11 protein-coding genes are annotated in these 16,003 nt (G+C 67.8%); 1 reads left to right on the forward strand and 10 read right to left on the reverse strand.

What is annotated here, in order from left to right; genetic code table 11:
- Position 1: 1 nt before the first annotated feature.
- The 10 genes from nifN to U9979_RS14900 form a co-directional block, all read right to left on the reverse strand.
- Positions 2–1,396, reverse strand: coding sequence for a nitrogenase iron-molybdenum cofactor biosynthesis protein NifN (gene nifN, locus U9979_RS14855; protein WP_322747338.1), 1,395 nt, complete (start codon positions 1,394–1,396; stop codon positions 2–4).
- Entirely contained in the window at positions 1,396–2,826 is a 1,431-nt protein-coding gene (gene nifE, locus U9979_RS14860; RefSeq protein WP_322779842.1) for a nitrogenase iron-molybdenum cofactor biosynthesis protein NifE, read from the reverse strand. The genes nifN and nifE overlap by 1 nt, the downstream gene beginning before the upstream one ends.
- A 7-nt stretch (positions 2,827–2,833) precedes the next feature.
- Positions 2,834–4,363, reverse strand: coding sequence for a nitrogenase molybdenum-iron protein subunit beta (gene nifK / locus U9979_RS14865; RefSeq protein ID WP_322747340.1), 1,530 nt, complete (start codon positions 4,361–4,363; stop codon positions 2,834–2,836).
- A gap of 164 nt (positions 4,364–4,527) precedes the next feature.
- Entirely contained in the window at positions 4,528–5,934 is a 1,407-nt protein-coding gene (gene nifD, locus U9979_RS14870; protein WP_322779849.1) for a nitrogenase molybdenum-iron protein alpha chain, read from the reverse strand.
- Positions 5,935–6,041: 107 nt separating this feature from the next.
- The gene (nifH, locus tag U9979_RS14875; protein ID WP_322747341.1) at positions 6,042–6,908 is read right to left on the reverse strand and encodes a nitrogenase iron protein; all 867 of its coding nucleotides are present in this window, start codon (positions 6,906–6,908) and stop codon (positions 6,042–6,044) included.
- Between the two features lie 79 nt (positions 6,909–6,987).
- Positions 6,988–8,142: a homocitrate synthase gene (gene nifV / locus U9979_RS14880; RefSeq protein ID WP_322747342.1), complete on the reverse strand. Its 1,155-nt coding sequence runs from the start codon at positions 8,140–8,142 to the stop codon at positions 6,988–6,990.
- A gap of 600 nt (positions 8,143–8,742) precedes the next feature.
- Positions 8,743–9,777 carry a 2-oxoacid:ferredoxin oxidoreductase subunit beta gene (locus U9979_RS14885; protein WP_322779843.1) on the reverse strand — a complete coding sequence of 345 codons (1,035 nt, stop codon included), beginning with the start codon at positions 9,775–9,777 and terminating at the stop codon, positions 8,743–8,745.
- Positions 9,770–11,548 carry a 2-oxoacid:acceptor oxidoreductase subunit alpha gene (locus U9979_RS14890; RefSeq protein WP_416220224.1) on the reverse strand — a complete coding sequence of 593 codons (1,779 nt, stop codon included), beginning with the start codon at positions 11,546–11,548 and terminating at the stop codon, positions 9,770–9,772. The genes U9979_RS14885 and U9979_RS14890 overlap by 8 nt, the downstream gene beginning before the upstream one ends.
- A gap of 515 nt (positions 11,549–12,063) precedes the next feature.
- A complete protein-coding gene (locus U9979_RS14895; protein ID WP_322779845.1) occupies positions 12,064–12,876 on the reverse strand; it encodes a PIG-L family deacetylase in 813 nt (270 codons plus the stop codon).
- Positions 12,877–12,977: 101 nt separating this feature from the next.
- Entirely contained in the window at positions 12,978–15,197 is a 2,220-nt protein-coding gene (locus tag U9979_RS14900; RefSeq protein ID WP_322779846.1) for an MMPL family transporter, read from the reverse strand.
- 187 nt (positions 15,198–15,384) lie between these two features.
- On the opposite strand from U9979_RS14900, the gene U9979_RS14905 reads away from it, so the two are divergent.
- On the forward strand, positions 15,385–15,999 hold the full coding sequence (locus U9979_RS14905; RefSeq protein ID WP_322779847.1) for a TetR family transcriptional regulator: 615 nt from the start codon (positions 15,385–15,387) through the stop codon (positions 15,997–15,999).
- Positions 16,000–16,003: the final 4 nt, after the last annotated feature.

Raw genomic sequence — 16,003 nt, forward strand, 5'->3', positions numbered from 1 at the left:
GTCAACTCCTCATATCCTCATAACGCCTGCTGGACCGGGTCGCAGAAGGTTCACGCCCCGGCTCGGGACGCCGGCCGGAGCGATGATCAAGAAGGCAGTTGGCCGTGTCGACGAGCAACTGGAGACTGCCGCGGTAACCCGCGGTGGCCCGCAGCTGCGCGCCGAGACGGTCGTACACGGGGAAACCCAGGGCCAGGTGTGCCGCGCCGATCCGGTCGGCCACCTCGCGTCCGTGACTGGATGCCACGACAAGCTCGGCACCGGCGGCGGCGGCCCGCTCGGCGAGATCGAGGAAGTCGCCGACGACCACCTCGTCCCATGGCGCCCGGCCGAGCACCGGGGCGTCGGTCGGGGACACCGCCGCGACGATCTCAGCGCCGGCGTCGTAGAGGAGCGAGCCCACCGCGACGAGCTGCTCGGGCTCACCGGCCAGCGCGATCCGCGCGCCACCGAGAACGAAATGGCTGTCGAGCAGGCCGTCGGCGAGCCGACGCCGCCACCGGCGGACCGGCTCGGGCGCGGGCACGCCGCTGTGATCCATCAGGATGCGCACCAGCCGGTCGACCATCTCCAACCCGCTGAGATGATCGTGCACGGTCAGGGCTGCACGGCCGCCGGCGCGGGCGGCCAGCGCCGCACCCGCGCCGGCGGCGGTCGCGCCGATCACCGTCACCGCGCCCGAGGCGGTGAGCCCGAACAGGTCCGACCTGCTCGTCCCACCCGTGGTCAGCGGCGACCAGGCCTCGTCGAGATGGCCGTCCAGGGAGCCGGACAGGTCCGGGACGAGCACGGGGTCGAGCCCGAACGCCCGCACCAGCCCGGCGATCTCGTCGAGGTCGACGGCGGACAACGACGGGCCGACCAGCACCGCCACCTGCCGATGCCTGGTCGGTGCCGTTCCGGCGCCGGGGACGGCACCGACCAGGGCCTCCAGCGCGGCCGACCAGCCATCGGACAGCCCGCCGCGGAAGTCCGGCGTGGACACCGGGACGACCAGGGGGTGCCCGGCGGCCGGCCCGGCTGGCACCGCCGGCCCGTACGGCGAGGTCCGCAGGACACCGAGCAGGTCCTCGCCGTTGACCTCGGTCATGCCGGTGGTCAGCACCCCGATCACATCCGGGTGGTTACGCTCACTGATCGTGTCCAACGCGGCGATGACCGAGTCGGACGCACCGAGCACGGCGCTGACCTCGGTGACCGCCGTGGTCTGCAGCGGAATCGGCTCGCGGAAGTGCCGTGTCAGCAGGGCCTTGGCAAAGGCCGTGCAGCCCTGGGCGCCGTGCAGCAGCGGTATCGAGCGGGCCAGGCCCAAAAAGACCAGGGCGCCACCGAGGGGCTGGCTGTGCTTGAGCGGATCGAACGCCGCGCCGGTGGCGCCGGGCACCACGCGTGCCATCAGGAGGCCCCGTTCTCGGCGTTCTCGGCGTTCTCGGTGTTCTCAGGGGCGGCGGGCCGGTCCCACGGGGCCGGCGCGCGAACCTGCTCCCAGATCGGGCTGGACAGCGCCAGGTCGAGACGGCGAGCCAGCTCGACCATTCCGGCGTAGCCGGCGAAGGCGTGCTGGCGTTCCTGGTTGACGTCGAGGAACGGCAGCCTGCCCTTGAGCGCGGTGTACTGGTTACGCCCACCCGCGATGAGGATGTCGGCCTGGGTCTCGCGAACGATGCGCAGCAGCTCGGTCGGGTTCCCGTCTTTGATCACATGACCGTCCGGGCCGAGCAACGCTGTGATCTTGTCGACATCGTCGTCGGTGCTCTTCGTCGCTCCGGAGGCAACGACCTCCACCCCGAGGTCCTGCAGTGCCGAGACGAGTGACCAGCTCTTGACGCCGCCGGTGTAGAGCACTGCGCGGGCCCCGGCCAGGCGCTCCCGGTAGGGGGCGAGTGCCGCTGCGACGCCGGCCTCCTGCGCGGCGATGAGCTCGTTGGCGCGCCAGACGAGCTCATCATCACCGAGGAGGCCGGCGAACCCACGCAGCGTGTCAGCCATCGCCCGCAGGCCGTAGAAGCTGCCTTCGAACCACGGGATGCCGTAGCGGTCTTCCAGCCCGCGGGCCAGCGACAGCAGTGCGCGCGAGCAGACGACCATCGTCGCCCGGGCCCGATGAGCGGCGGCGACCTCGGCGTAGCGGGCATCCCCGCTGATGCTCGCCAGCACCCGGATACCGAGTGTGGCCAGCACCGGGGTGACATCCCACAACTCGCCGGCGATGTTGTACTCGCCGATCAGGTTGACATCGTAGGGGGTGGTGAACGCCGGTTCGACCGTGCCGATCACGTGTTCCAGCAGGGCCGCACCGGCGAGGCGGTTGCCGAAGTTCTTGCTGCCGGCGAAGCCGGGCGCGTGCACCGGGACGACGGGTACCCCGGTCACGGTCGCCGCCGCCGCGCACACCGCGTCGATGTCGTCGCCGATCATCGCCGTGACGCAGGTGGAGTACACGAAGACCGCGGCTGGACGGTGGCGTCGGGCGGCCTCGACGACGGTGTCGTAGAGGCGCTGTTCCCCGCCGAACACCACCTCCTGTTCACCGACGTCGGTGGCGAAGCCGCGCCGGTACAGCGTCGGACCGGAAGAGAGGCTGCCCCGACCGTCCCACGAGTTGCCGGCACATCCGATCGGCCCGTGCACCACGTGGGCGACGTCGGCGATGGGCACCAACGTGATCATCGCACCGTCGAACGCGCAGCCGCCGGCGGTACCGCCCGGCTTGGGTTTCGGGCATCCCGCCTTTCGCGTCGCGAGGTCCTTGGTGCGGTTGTGATCGCATGCCGGCTCGTCGAACAGCGGGACTGTCGCGAGCGTGCCGCGGGTCAGGGCAGCCATCTCCACCTCAGCGAATGACGTCGAAGCTGTGGTCTGGGGCGTTGCGGTCGAGCTCGTCGAGCACGGTGTTGACGAACTGGGCGAGCAGGGTGATCCCGCCCTCGTAGCCGACGATCGGGAACCGGTGCAGGTGGTGACGGTCCGGGATGGGGAAGCCGACCCGCACCAGCGGCAGGTTCGCCTCCCGGGACAGGAACTTCAGGTACGAGTTCCCGACCAGCAGGTCGACCGGCTCGGTGAACAGCAGCGACCGCAGGTGCCACTGGTCCTTGCCCGTCCAGACGGTGGCGTGGTGACCATAGGGGCTCGCGGCCAGGACGGCCTCGGCACGCTTCTTGAATGGCTCGTCACCGTTGGTGGACACCACGTGCACCGGCACGACGCCGAGCTCCAGCAGGAAGCCGAGCAGCCCCACGACGAGATCGGGGTCGCCCATGAGCGCCACGCGCTTGCCGTGCAGGTAGGCGTGCGAGTCGGTCATCGCGTCGACCAGCCGGCCGCGCTCGGCGGTGACGGCGGGGGGAACCGTGATCCCGGTGAGGGCAGCTACTTCGGTCACGAAGCGGTCGGTGTTGCCCACGCCGATCGGCAGCGGCACCGTGGCGGTCGCCTGCCCCCACTCGGTGCTCACCAGCTCCGCGGTCTTGCGGGTGGCGCTCTCCTGCAGGAACAGGGTCGCCTTGGCATTGATCGCATCGGCGGCGACCTTCAGCGGCGTGCCACCCGGGTACAGCTCGTAGTCACCGGTGGCCGGCGAGTCCAGTGCGTCGGTGTGGTCGCCGAGCAGGACGTGCTTGACGCCCAGCAGGGTGAGCAACCGCTTGATCTCACGCAGGTTGCCGGTGTAGGTCTCGAAGCCCGGCACCACGTTCAGCGTGCCGTTGGACTTCTTCGCCTTCTTTCCCTTGTTCAGGTAGGAAAGAATGCCCTTCATCATGTTGTCGTAGCCGGTGAGGTGGGAGCCGACAAAGCTCGGGGTGTGCGCGTACGGTACCGGGAAGTCCGCCGGGATGGCGCCCTTCTCCCGGGCCGTACCGATGAAGTTCTGCAGGTCGTCGCCGATGACCTCGGCCATGCAGGTGGTGGAGACCGCGACCATGTCCGGCTTGTAGAGCGTGGTGGCGTTCTCCAGCGCCTCGATGAGGTTGCTGAGGCCGCCGAAGACGGCCGCGTCCTCGGTCATCGAGGATGACACAGCCGGGAACGGCTCCTTGAAGTGCCGGGCGAAGTAGCTGCGGAAGTAGGCCACGCAGCCCTGCGAACCGTGGACGAGCGGGAGCGTGCCGGCGAACCCGATGGCCGCGAGCAGGGCGCCGAGTGGCTGGCATGCCTTGCCCGGGTCGATGGTGAGCGCCTCCCGGGCGAAGTTCTTCTCCCGATATTCCCAGGACCGGGTCCAGTCCGTGATCCGGGCGATCTCGGCGGGGTCTGCGGGCTCCTCGAACTCACGCTTGCGGTCGAACTGCTCCTGGAAGTGCGGGGCCTTGAACAGCTCATTGTGGTCCAGCACACGAAGAGGTACGGGATTGTCTGGCATGCGAACGCCCTCTTATTTGGTCGATGGGAAGAAGAATCGGTCTGCGCTGCGGTCGGTCCTGGCGGCGGTGCTGCGGTGTCTGCTGCGCAGCGAACCGGCCGGCGGCCCGGGAGCCGATCAGAAAACGGCTCCCGGGCCGTCCGGTTCACCAGTCCGGCGCCGTGCTATGCGGCCGTGGACCAGGGCGCCTGGAACAGGGTCCAGGTCGGGCTGTTGATGGCGATGTCCATGTCGCGGGCGAACACGGCGAAGCCGTCCACACCGTGGTAGGGGCCGGAGTAGTCCCAGGAGTGCATCTGGCGGAAGGGAAGGCCCATCTTGTGGAAGACGTACTTCTCCTTCACTCCGGCACCCATCAGGTCGGGCTTGAGCCGGCGGGCGAACTCCTCGAGCTCGTAGGCGCTCGGGTCGTCGTAGATCACGACGCCCTCGCCGAGCTCGGGGTTGGTGCGGCTGTAGTCGTCCTTGTGGGCGAACTCGTAGCCGGTACCGATGATCTCCATGCCGAGATCCTCGTAGGCGCCGATGGTGTGCCGCGGGCGCAGGCCACCGACGAGCAGCATCACCCGCTTGCCCTCCAGCCGCGGCCGGTACTCGTTGCGTACCAGGTCGAACAGGGGCTGGTAGCTGGCGATCGCAGCCTCTGTCTTCTCCTTGATCGTGTCGTCGAAGAACGAAGCGATCTTCCGCATCGACTCAACGATCTTGGTCGGGCCGAAGAAGTTGAACTCGGTCCACGGAGTGCCGAAGCGCTCCTCCATCGTGGTGCAGATGTAGTTCATGGACCGGTAGCAGTGGATCAGGTTCAGCTTGGCGAGGTGGCTGGTGGACAGCTCGTTGAGCGTGCCGTCACCGGACCACTGGGCCACCACCCGCAGGCCCATGTCCTCCAGGATGCGGCGCGACGCCCAGGCGTCACCACCGATGTTGTAGTCACCGATCAGGGCGACGTCGTACGCGGTCTGCTTGGTGGTGTCCCGGGTGCCGAGCACGATGTCGCGGATCGCGTCGTTGGCGATGTGGTGGCCCAGCGACTGGCTGACACCGCGGAACCCCTCGCACTTCACCGGGACGACCGGCATGTCCAGTTCCTTCGACGCCTCGCGGGCGACCGCGTCGATGTCGTCACCGATCAGACCGATCGGGCACTCGGACTGGATGGAGATGCCCTTGGCCAGCGGGAACAGCTCAGCGATCTCCTTGCAGATCACGGCGAGCTTCTTGTCACCGCCGAACACGATGTCGCGTTCCTGGAAGTCGCTGGTGAACTGGAACGTGACGAAGTTGTCGACGCCGCGGGTACCGTGCGAGTAGTTACGCCGGGACGCCCAGGAGTACTGGCCGCAACCGACCGGCCCGTGGCTGATGTGGACCATGTCCTTGATCGGGCCCCACACCACCCCCTTGGAACCGGCGTAGGCGCAGCCACGGACCGTCATCACACCGGGGCGCGACTTGATGTTGGACTTGACCTCGCACTCCTTCGACCCGGTCGGGTCGTTGGGCTTGACGTGCTTGGCCCGGAACTTCGCGGCCTTCGCCGGGTACCCGGCGAGGACGTCATCGATCATCGCCTGGGTGTCGACGGGCGGGGTCACGGCGGGAGTCGCGGCTGGAGTCGCGGGAGGAGTCACAGGAGGAGTCACGACAGACCTTTCTGATGAGGAGGTACGCCCGGTCACGCGACCGCGGTGGCCTTCTGGCCGATAACCGACTCGTCCTCCTGCTCCATGATCCCGAAGTCGATCAGAAGCTCCTCGAGTTCGTCCATGGTGATCGGAGTCGGGATGGTCTTCATGTCGTTCTCTTCGATCTTGCGCGCGAGTTCCTTGTACTCATTGGCCTGGTTGGACTCAGGCGCGTACTCCAGAACCGTCATCCGGCGCAGCTCGGCGTGCTGGACGATGTTGTCGCGGGGGACAAAGTGGATCATCTGGGTGTTCAGGCGCCGCGCGAGCTCCATGATGAGCTCGTCCTCGCGGTCGGTCTTACGGCTGTTACAGATCAGCCCACCCAGACGCACGCCACCGGAGTGCGCGTACTTGAGGATGCCTCGGGCGATGTTGTTCGCCGCGTACATCGCCATCATCTCACCGGAGGTCACGATGTAGATCTCCTGGGCCTTGCCCTGGCGGATCGGCATCGCGAAGCCACCGCACACGACGTCACCCAGGACGTCGTAGCAGACGAAGTCGAGGTCCTCGTAGGCGCCGTTCTCCTCGAGGAAGGTGATCGCGGTGATGACACCACGACCCGCGCACCCGACACCCGGCTCCGGACCACCGGACTCGACGCAGCGGATGTTGAACTCGCCGGCCAGCAGCACATCCTCGAGCTCGAGGTCCTCGACCGAGCCCCTCTCCGCGGCCAGGGCCAGAACCGAGGTCTGGGCCTTCGAGTGCAGGATCAGACGGGTCGAGTCCGCCTTCGGGTCGCAGCCAACGATCATGATGCGGTTGCCGCGGGTGGCCAGCGCCGCCATCGTGTTCTGCTGAGTGGTGGACTTACCAATACCACCCTTGCCGTAAAAGGCGATCTGCCTCATCGGTGTGTGCTCCTTCACCGCACGCCCGAGCGTGCGTCACTGTGGGAAAGCCGGAGTTGGTTCAGGTAGCCGTGCTGGTTCAGGTAGCCGTGCTGGTGCAGGTAGCCGAAACCTGGAACCGCTCGTAGAGATCACGGACCTCGTCCGAGCGCAGCGGTCGCTTGAGCATGCAGACCTGTGATCGCAGACCTTCCAGAACAGGTCCGAGAACGCTTTCGTCTGCATCGATTCCGTGCTTGCGCAGGGCGTACCGCAGTGACGCCCGCCCCGCGTGCTTGCCCACGACCAGGCGGCGGTGCGCACCGACCTCCGCGGGGTCGAAGGGTTCGTAGATGCTGGGCGCTTTGAGCACGCCATCCACGTGGATGCCGGACTCGTGGATGAACGCGGACTCACCGACGATGGCCTTCCCGCACGGCACCGGACGGCGTGCCGCGCGCGAGACCAGGCCGGCCAGCGCCCGGAAGGACGTGGTGTCAAGGTCGACCCTGATTCCCAGCAGGTGGCGAAGCGCCATCGCCACTTCCTCCAGCGGCGCGTTGCCGGCACGTTCGCCGAGCCCCGCGACGGTGGTGCTGACAAACCCGAAGCCGGCCCGAACCGCCGCGAGAGTGTTGGCGGTGGCGAGTCCGAAGTCGTCGTGGGCGTGGATCTCCCAGTTGGCGGGCACCGCGCCCACCAGTCGAGACATCCGGGCACAGGCGCTGAAGGGCTCGAGGACCCCGACGGTGTCGGCCCATCGCAGGCGGTCGACACCATCGCGGACCAGTTCGTCGGCGAGCTCGATGACGAAGCTGTCGTCCGCCCGTGAGGCGTCCTCGAACCCGACCCCGACGGCTTGCCCCCGATCGAGGGCGTCGGCGACGCAGTCGCGGATGCGGCTGCGCGCCCACGCCCGGTCCCGACCGAGCTTGTGGGTCAGATGCAGGTCGGACACGGGAATACTCAGGTGCACCCGACCGACGCCGGAGGCGACCGCCGCGTCGATGTCTGACCGCATGGCGCGACACCAGGCGACGATCTCCGCCCGGAGCCCGGCGCCGGCGATGCGAGCCAGCACCTCGCGCTCGGATGGACCCATGGCCGGCACGCCCGCCTCGATCTGCGCCACCCCCGCCTGGTCGAGCGCGGTGGCGATGAGCAGTTTCTCCTGCGCCGTGAAGGCAACTCCCGGGGCCTGCTCACCGTCACGCAAGGTGGTGTCACAGAACCCGATCACGATGTCGTGCCCCACAGTTGCCCTCCGTCGGTTGAAAAGGAAGGTGGCGAGATGTGCCCGCCTGCGATCGGCTGTCGCGACCGGTGGCGACTTCCGCGGGCCTCGCCGTTGAAGCGCCGCGATTAGGAATGTCGTCCACTGTTGTTTCGTGCTCTTTAAGCGCCGTATCTTCCCAGTAACGTTTCGGCCGCATCCGCGATTCTGGGACGAATAGCTGAAGGAGCTCGGGCCGGGTGTCCGAAAGACCCTGGGACCAACGGCGCGAACGGCTGGCGCCGAATGGTGCGCCGCCGGCCGGCACCCTGCCCACGGTGCAATACGACATGTTGTCTCCCGCTCATTGTTTTACAACCCCAAGCCATGCCCAAATACGGCCGACCGCCGCCGGCGGGACGAACGTACCCGCATGTGCCGACCAACGACCCGACCCGTTGTTCACACGGCCCGGGAAGCCATGGACGAATGCCCGCACCGCAGAAAACGGTGCGGAGAGCGACAACGGTGCGGAGAACGACAAAGGCGTCCCCCGGCCGCGAGCGTTGTGACGACGCCGACGACCGGGGAACGCCAGAAATCAGGAATCACACCATGCCGGTGGATCAGTTGATCGGTGGATCAGTTGATCGTCCAGGTGTTGCCCGCGTGCAGCAGCTCGGACAGCCGCTCGTCGGGCGTCGCGTTCGCGCTGCCCGTCCGGGCCGAGGTGTTCTGCTCCGCCACCATGGCCTCGTAGGTGGGCCGCCCCACCCGACGGAACACCCCGATCGGGGTGTTGCTCAGGTCGGAGTCGGACAACCGGGACAGGGTGAAGGCGTAGGCCGGGCCCTCCACCGTCTCGTCATGGACGATGACCTCACTGCGGGGGACGTGGGCGGTGTCGGCGACCTCAAGCCCGAAACCACGCGGCTCGCGCACCACACACTTCTCCCCCGAGCCACCGAACGTGATCGGCTTGCCGTGCTCAAGGCGGACCAGCACCGAGTCGCGGCTGGCCGGGTCCTTCAGCACGTCGAACGCACCGTCGTTGAAGATGGCGCAGTTCTGGTAGATCTCGATGAACGCGCTGCCTTCGTGTGCGGCGGCCGCACGCAGCACCGACTGCAGGTGCTTGCGGTCGGAGTCGATGGTGCGCGCCACAAATGACGCCTCGGCGCCGAGCGCCAGCGCGATCGGGTTGAACGGGGTGTCGCGGGAGCCGCCCGGCGTCGACTTGGTGACCTTGCCGAATTCCGACGTGGGCGAGCACTGACCTTTGGTCAACCCGTAGATACGGTTGTTGAACAGCAGAATCTTGATGTTGACGTTGCGGCGCAGCGCGTGGATGAGATGGTTGCCGCCGATCGACAGGGCGTCACCGTCACCGGTGACCACCCACACCGACAGGTCCGGCCGGCTGACCGCCAGACCCGTCGCGATCGCCGGCGCCCGACCGTGGATCGAGTGCATGCCGTAGGTGTTGAGGTAGTACGGGAAACGCGACGAACAGCCGATCCCGGAGACGAACGTGACGTTCTCGCGCGGAATGCCCAGTTCCGGCATGAACGACTGGATCGCCGACAGGATCGCGAAGTCACCGCAGCCCGGGCACCAGCGGACCTCCTGATCCGACCGGAAGTCCTTGGCGGTGAGCTTGACGGGCACTTCAGGCATTACGCACGACCTCTCCGAGGACCGTCTCCAGCTCGGCCGAGGTGAACGGCTGGCCGTTGACCTTGTTGTAGGAGACGACGTCGACCAGGTAACGCTCACGTACCACGTGGGCGAGCTGGCCGAGGTTCATCTCCGGGATGACGACGCGGTCGTAGCCGGCAAGTACCGCGCCGACGTTCTTCGGCATCGGCGCGATGTGACGCAGGTGTGCCTGGGCGATGGCCACCCCGCCTTCCCGCAGCACGCGGCAGGCCGCGCCGATCGGCCCATAGGTGGAACCCCAGCCGAGCACCAGCACCCGAGCCTCGCCGGATGGGTCCTCGACTTCCAGATCGGGCACCTCGATCGCCTCGACCCGGGCGGCGCGCAGCCGCATCATCACGTCGTGGTCGGCCGGCACATAGGACACCGCGCCGGTGCCGTCGGCCTTCTCCAACCCGCCGACGCGGTGTTCCAGACCCGGTGTGCCCGGCACCGCCCAGGGACGCGCGAGCGTGTGCGGGTCGTGCAGGTACGGCAGGAATGTCCCGTCCGGCCCGTTGGGCTCGGTCGCGAACTCCACCCGCAGGTCGGGCAGGTCGGCCGGGTCCGGCAGCAGCCACGGTTCGGAACCGTTGGCCAGGTATCCGTCGGAGAGCAGGATGACCGGCATCCGGTAGGTCAGCGCGATCCGCGCCGCCTCCAGCGCCGCGTCGAAGCAGTCCGCCGGGGAGCGGGCGGCGATCACCGCGAGCGGTGCCTCACCGTGCCGGCCGAACAGGGCGATGTTCAGGTCGGACTGCTCGGTCTTGGTCGGCAGACCGGTCGACGGACCGGCCCGCTGCACGTCCACGACCACCAGCGGTAGCTCCAGCATCACCGCGAGGCCGAGGGTCTCGGTCTTGAGCGCCAGCCCCGGGCCGGAGGTCGAGGTGACACCGAGCGCGCCGCCGTAGGAGGCACCGAGCGCCGAACCGACCGCCGCGATCTCGTCCTCGGCCTGGAAGGTCGTCACGCCGTACCGCTTGTAGCCCGACAGGTCGTGCAGGATCTCCGATGCCGGGGTGATCGGGTAGGCACCGAGGAAGACCGGCAGCTGGGCGCGCAGACCAGCCGCGACCAGACCGTAGGCGAGCGCCGAGTTGCCGTTGACGCTGCGGTAGGTGCCGGGTACCAGCTTCGCGGGCTTGACCTCGTAGCGGACGGCGAAGTCCTCGGTGGTCTCACCGTAGTTCCAACCGGCCTGGAACGCGGCCACGTTCGCGGCGGCCAGCTGCGGCTTCTTGGCGAACTTCTGCTTGAGGAACTCGACCGTACCTTCGGTGGGCCGGCTGTACATCCACGACAGCAGCCCGAGAGCGAACATGTTCTTCGCCCGCTCGGCGTCCTTCTTGGAGACGTCGATGTCGGCGAGCGCGGCGACGGTCGCGGTGGTCAGCGGCACCCGGTGCACCGTGTACCCGTCGAGCGAGTCGTTCTCCAGCGGATTGCTCGTGTAACCAACTTTCTCAAGGTTACGCGTGGTGAACTCATCCGTGTTGACAATGATCTCCGCATTCGGCGGCAGATCGGCGAGATTGGCGCGCAGTGCAGCCGGGTTCATCGCCACCAGGACGTCCGGGGAGTCACCGGGGGTGAGGACGTCATGGGCCGCGAAATGCACCTGGAAGCTGGACACGCCGTGCAACGAGCCCGATGGGGCGCGGATCTCGGCGGGGTAGTTGGGCAGGGTCGACAGGTCGTTTCCCAGGATGGCGGTCTCGGAGGCGAAACGGTCGCCGGTGAGCTGCATTCCGTCGCCGGAGTCACCGGCGAACCGGATTGCCACCCGGTCCAGATGCTGAATCTGCTTGGCCACGTGCGTGGACCTCCTCAATGACCGACGGTCGGCGAGGGTGCGTACCCACTGTTCTACAGTGGGTAGAGCGGGCCATGCGGCTCGCCCGTCCTTCTTATACGGAGGCATTGATTCAGCGGTGTTTCGCGGTGTCAAATCGCCATCTCGTAAAGGGGGCGGTGCACGTCACGCTGAATTCGACAACAGCACCGTCACATATATCCTCGGACGTGCGGGAAAAGCGTCGGCAATTGCGCGGACAACACCTTTGACGGGACTTTCGGGAAACAACGACGGAAAGACGTTTCCCGCCGCGGGGGACCACCGTCCCCGTCCTGGCACCGACGAAGGTCGGGCTCCCCCCGGCAACCGGCCCACCCATCGTAGGATCGGCCCACCCAGTGCAGGATCGGCCCACCGCCAGCCCCGGCGTGTGAGGACGCCCGGTACCGCGGCCTGCGGGTGCGGGTTCACCGGGTGAGGCTTGCGAAGATGTCGTCGAGGAGCGGCTGCCCGGGTGCCCGGCCGTGTTCGACGTACCACTCACGGCCAAGTGCCCACCGGAACACCGGACGGGGAAGCCGAAGGAGCACCGTGAGCAGGCGCAGGCCGGAGTCGGTGCTGGCCTGGCTGGCGTGCGCGGCCAGAGCCGCCCGCTTCGCCCGCGCATGGCGGCGCACGTCGACCCGGTGGGTCAGCGTCTCGCGCGCGGTGTAAAGGTCCGCGACGCGCGCCGGATCGAAGCCCGCCGGGACGCGGGGTAACCGCGAGACGATCCGCAGCATCCGTTGCAACGCCCCGCGGTCCAACGTCGCCTCCAGAACGACACCAGTGCCGGCGATCGTGGCGGCACGGACCCCGACGTGGTGCACCTGCACGTGATCGGGATGACCGTATCCACCGGCGGGGTCGTAGATGGTGAGGACGTCGGCCCGCTCCTCGCGCAGGATCTCGGCCAGGCGTGCCGCGGCCTCGTCGACGTCGGCCTCGGCGAACGCCGAGTCCGCCCCGGACCGCGCGTCGGCCATCCCGGAATCCTCGTAGCCCAGCCACGCGACCCGGGCGCATCCGAGTACCCGGGCGGAGCGCTCCAGCTCGGCCTTGCGCTGGTCGGCCAACGGGCCGCGGGCGAGCACGTCGCGCGACGCCGGGCCGGCACCGCCAGTGGTGGCGACCACAAGGACCACCCGATGGCCCTCCGCGGCGGCCCGCGCCAGGGTTCCGCCGGTGAGCAGCGCCTCGTCGTCCGGGTGGGCGTGGAAGGAGACCAGAGTGTAGGGCACCGTCCTATTAGCCGGTAAACCCTCCGCCGACGCAAAAAATCACTGCGGCGCGGGCTGATCATCGGTGCTGAGGTCGAGAATCACCTGTCCGCATGCGCCTGTCAGCTGTGCCCGCCGGCACCGGCTTGCGCCGGCACGTCGGCACCGGGGGGTACGGGCGGGTGGCGTATCTCCTCGCTCTGGTCCGTGGGTTCAACCGAGACCCTGGGTAGCACCCGGTCGAGCCGGGCCGGCAGCCACCAGTTCGCCCTACCGCACAGGTGCATCAGCGCGGGCACCAGCACGGTCCGGATGACGAACGCGTCGATCACGACCGCGAGCGCGAGGCCCAGACCGAACATCTTGATCACACGATCGTCCCCGAGCATGAAGGAGCCGAACACCAACGCCATGATCGCTCCAGCCGCACTGATCACACGGCCGGTCTCGGCCTGGCCCAGCGAGACGGCGATCCGGTTGTCCCGGCGAACGAGCCACTCCTCGTGCATCCGACTGACCAGGAACACCTCGTAGTCCATGCTCAGTCCGAAGAGGATCGCAAAGATCATCACCGGTAGGAACGGCTCGATCGGCCCGGGCTGGATGTCGAACAGGTCGGACAGCCATCCCCACTGGAAGATCGCAACGAGCACCCCGAAGGACGCGGCGACCGCGAGCAGGTTCATCACCGAGGCCATCAGCGGGATGACGACGCTGCGGAACACCACAACCAGCAGCAGGCAGGCGAGGCCGATGACCACGGCGACGAACAGAGGCAGCTTGTCCGCGAGCACATGCGCGAAGTCGTCGAAGATCGCCGTAACGCCGCCGACGTGGACGACCAGCGAACTGCCCCTGGTCGACGCTGGTATGACCTCATCCCGCAGCCGATCGAGCAGCTTGGAGGTCTCAGCGTCTTGCGGGCTGGTGGTCGGGTAGAGCGTCACCGTCGCGGCGTGTCCGTTGGGACTTTCCCGCGGCGCTGACACCGACGCCACTCCGGGTGTGTCGTGCAACGTTGCGACCAGCCTCGACAGGGCACCGCGGTCCGCCGGGGAGCCAATCTCAGCGGCGAGCACGAACGGACCGTTGAATCCGGCGCCGAACCCTTCCGCGAGCAGGTCATACCCCCGTCTGGACGTCTTGGACTCCGGTCCGTTGCCCTGATCGGAGGAGCCGAGCCGCAGGGAGAAGAAGGGCACGGCCACGACCACGATCAGTCCCGCCGCGATCACGGCCGACAGTGCGGGACGCCGCTCGATCCGGCGGGCCCAGTTCCACCAGAACCCGGCGGCCACCTCGGGTTCCCCGCCCGCGGCCGCAAGCCTCGCCCGCTCCTTCCGGCTGAGCACCTTCATCCCGAAAAAGCCGAACAGCGCGGGCAGCAGGGTGACGGCGGTGGCCATGGTCAGAGCCACCACGAGCGCCGCGCCCACGGCGACCCCGACCAGGAAGTCCACCCGCAGCGCGAGCATCCCGAGCAGGGCGATGCACACGGTGACACCCGCGAACATGACCGCGCGACCGGAGGTGTTGACGGCCGTGACGGCCGCATCCAGCGGGCTCTTGCCGGCCCGCAGCGCGGTCCGGTGCCGGTTGACGATGAACAGGGCGTAGTCGATGCCAACGCCCAGGCCGATCAACGTGGCCAGGGTCGGCCCGAATTCGGCGATGTTCATTGCATGGGAGAGCAGTCCGATGAGAGAAAGCCCGACTCCCAGCGCGATGATCGCGGTGATCAGCGGCAGAGTCATGGCCAGCAGCGTGCCGAAGGCAATGAACAGGATCACCGCGGCGGCGGCGATACCCACCAGCTCGCTGGTACTGCCGAGGTCCTGTTCCGCGACGCTGATCGGGTTGCCGGACAGCTCCACCTGCAGGGCACCGCTGTCCGCGGCCCGAGCCGTGTCGACGATCGCGACAATGTCGTCCCTGGGGATCTCGTTCGCCTGCCTGTCGAGCGCTACGGTAGCGAACGCGGTCCGGCCGTCCGTACTGAACCGACCGACCGTATCGGGGCCGTAGGGGCTGGTGATCTCCACGACATGAGACAGCCGCGCGACAGAATCGAGCATCCGGGAGGCGGTGGCCTGCACCTGTGGATCCCGCAGTGTCCCGGAACGGGCATGCAGGACGATCGACGCGCTGTCCCCCGACGCCGCGGGGAACTCACGGGCAAGGAGATCCATCGCCTCCTGCGAACCGGTCCCCGGAAGTGAGAAGACGTTCTTGTAATCCGTACCGGCAGCGGCGCCGGTCACGCCGACACCCAGCACAGCCGCAAGCCAGAGCAGCAGGACAAGGCGGCGGTGCTGGAAGCTCCAGCGGGCCAGTGTTGGCACAGGTTCCCCTCTTGCCACGACAGACGAAGACGGTCATCGACAGATGGGACGCTCGGAGCCCGGGAAACGGCCTGTGTCGACGTGACCGCAAGCACGATCATCTCGAGCACACACTCAACACTCGTAGACTCAATGACCATAGAAAGAAGTTCGGAGGTCAGTCAACGTGCGTGGAGTGACACCTTCTGTGATATCGGACACGCCGCACCTCGGACGGGCTGAACGTCGCGCCCGCACGAGAGCCGCGATCCTCGCCGCAGCCCGCACAGTGTTCGGCGAGTGCGGCTATCAGGGCGCGACGATCCGCGCTGTCGCCGGCCGGGCGGACGTGGATCCAGCCCTGGTCATGCAGCACTTCGGATCGAAGGAGGCGCTCTTCATCGCCGCCGCCGAGATCGAACTGGGCATCGACGACGCCCTACCCGGGCCAATTGACGATCTGGGTGAACGCCTGCTCTGTACGCTGCTGGAGCGGCTTGAGTCCGCCCCGGAGGCGACCGTGTCCATGCTGCGGTCGATGCTCACCCACGACCAGGCCGCCGAGGCGGTGCGGGCCGCAATGATCGACAAGGGAGCCAGTCCGCTCGCCGACATAATCATCGGCGACGACGCCGAGCTGAGATCCGGACTCGTCGCCAGCATGATAATCGGCCTGATAATCACGCGCTACCTACTGAAGATCCCTAAAGTCGCGGAGGCACCCGCCGAGCGCCTGATCCCCCTGTTCGGGCCCTGCCTGCAGAGACTGATCACACCAGCGGACCCCGGAACCGCGCCGGGGGAACCACGAGACACGGCCTGAGCTT

The sequence above is a fragment of the Protofrankia sp. Cas4 genome (assembly GCF_963555915.1).
Classification (GTDB): domain Bacteria; phylum Actinomycetota; class Actinomycetes; order Frankiales; family Frankiaceae; genus Protofrankia.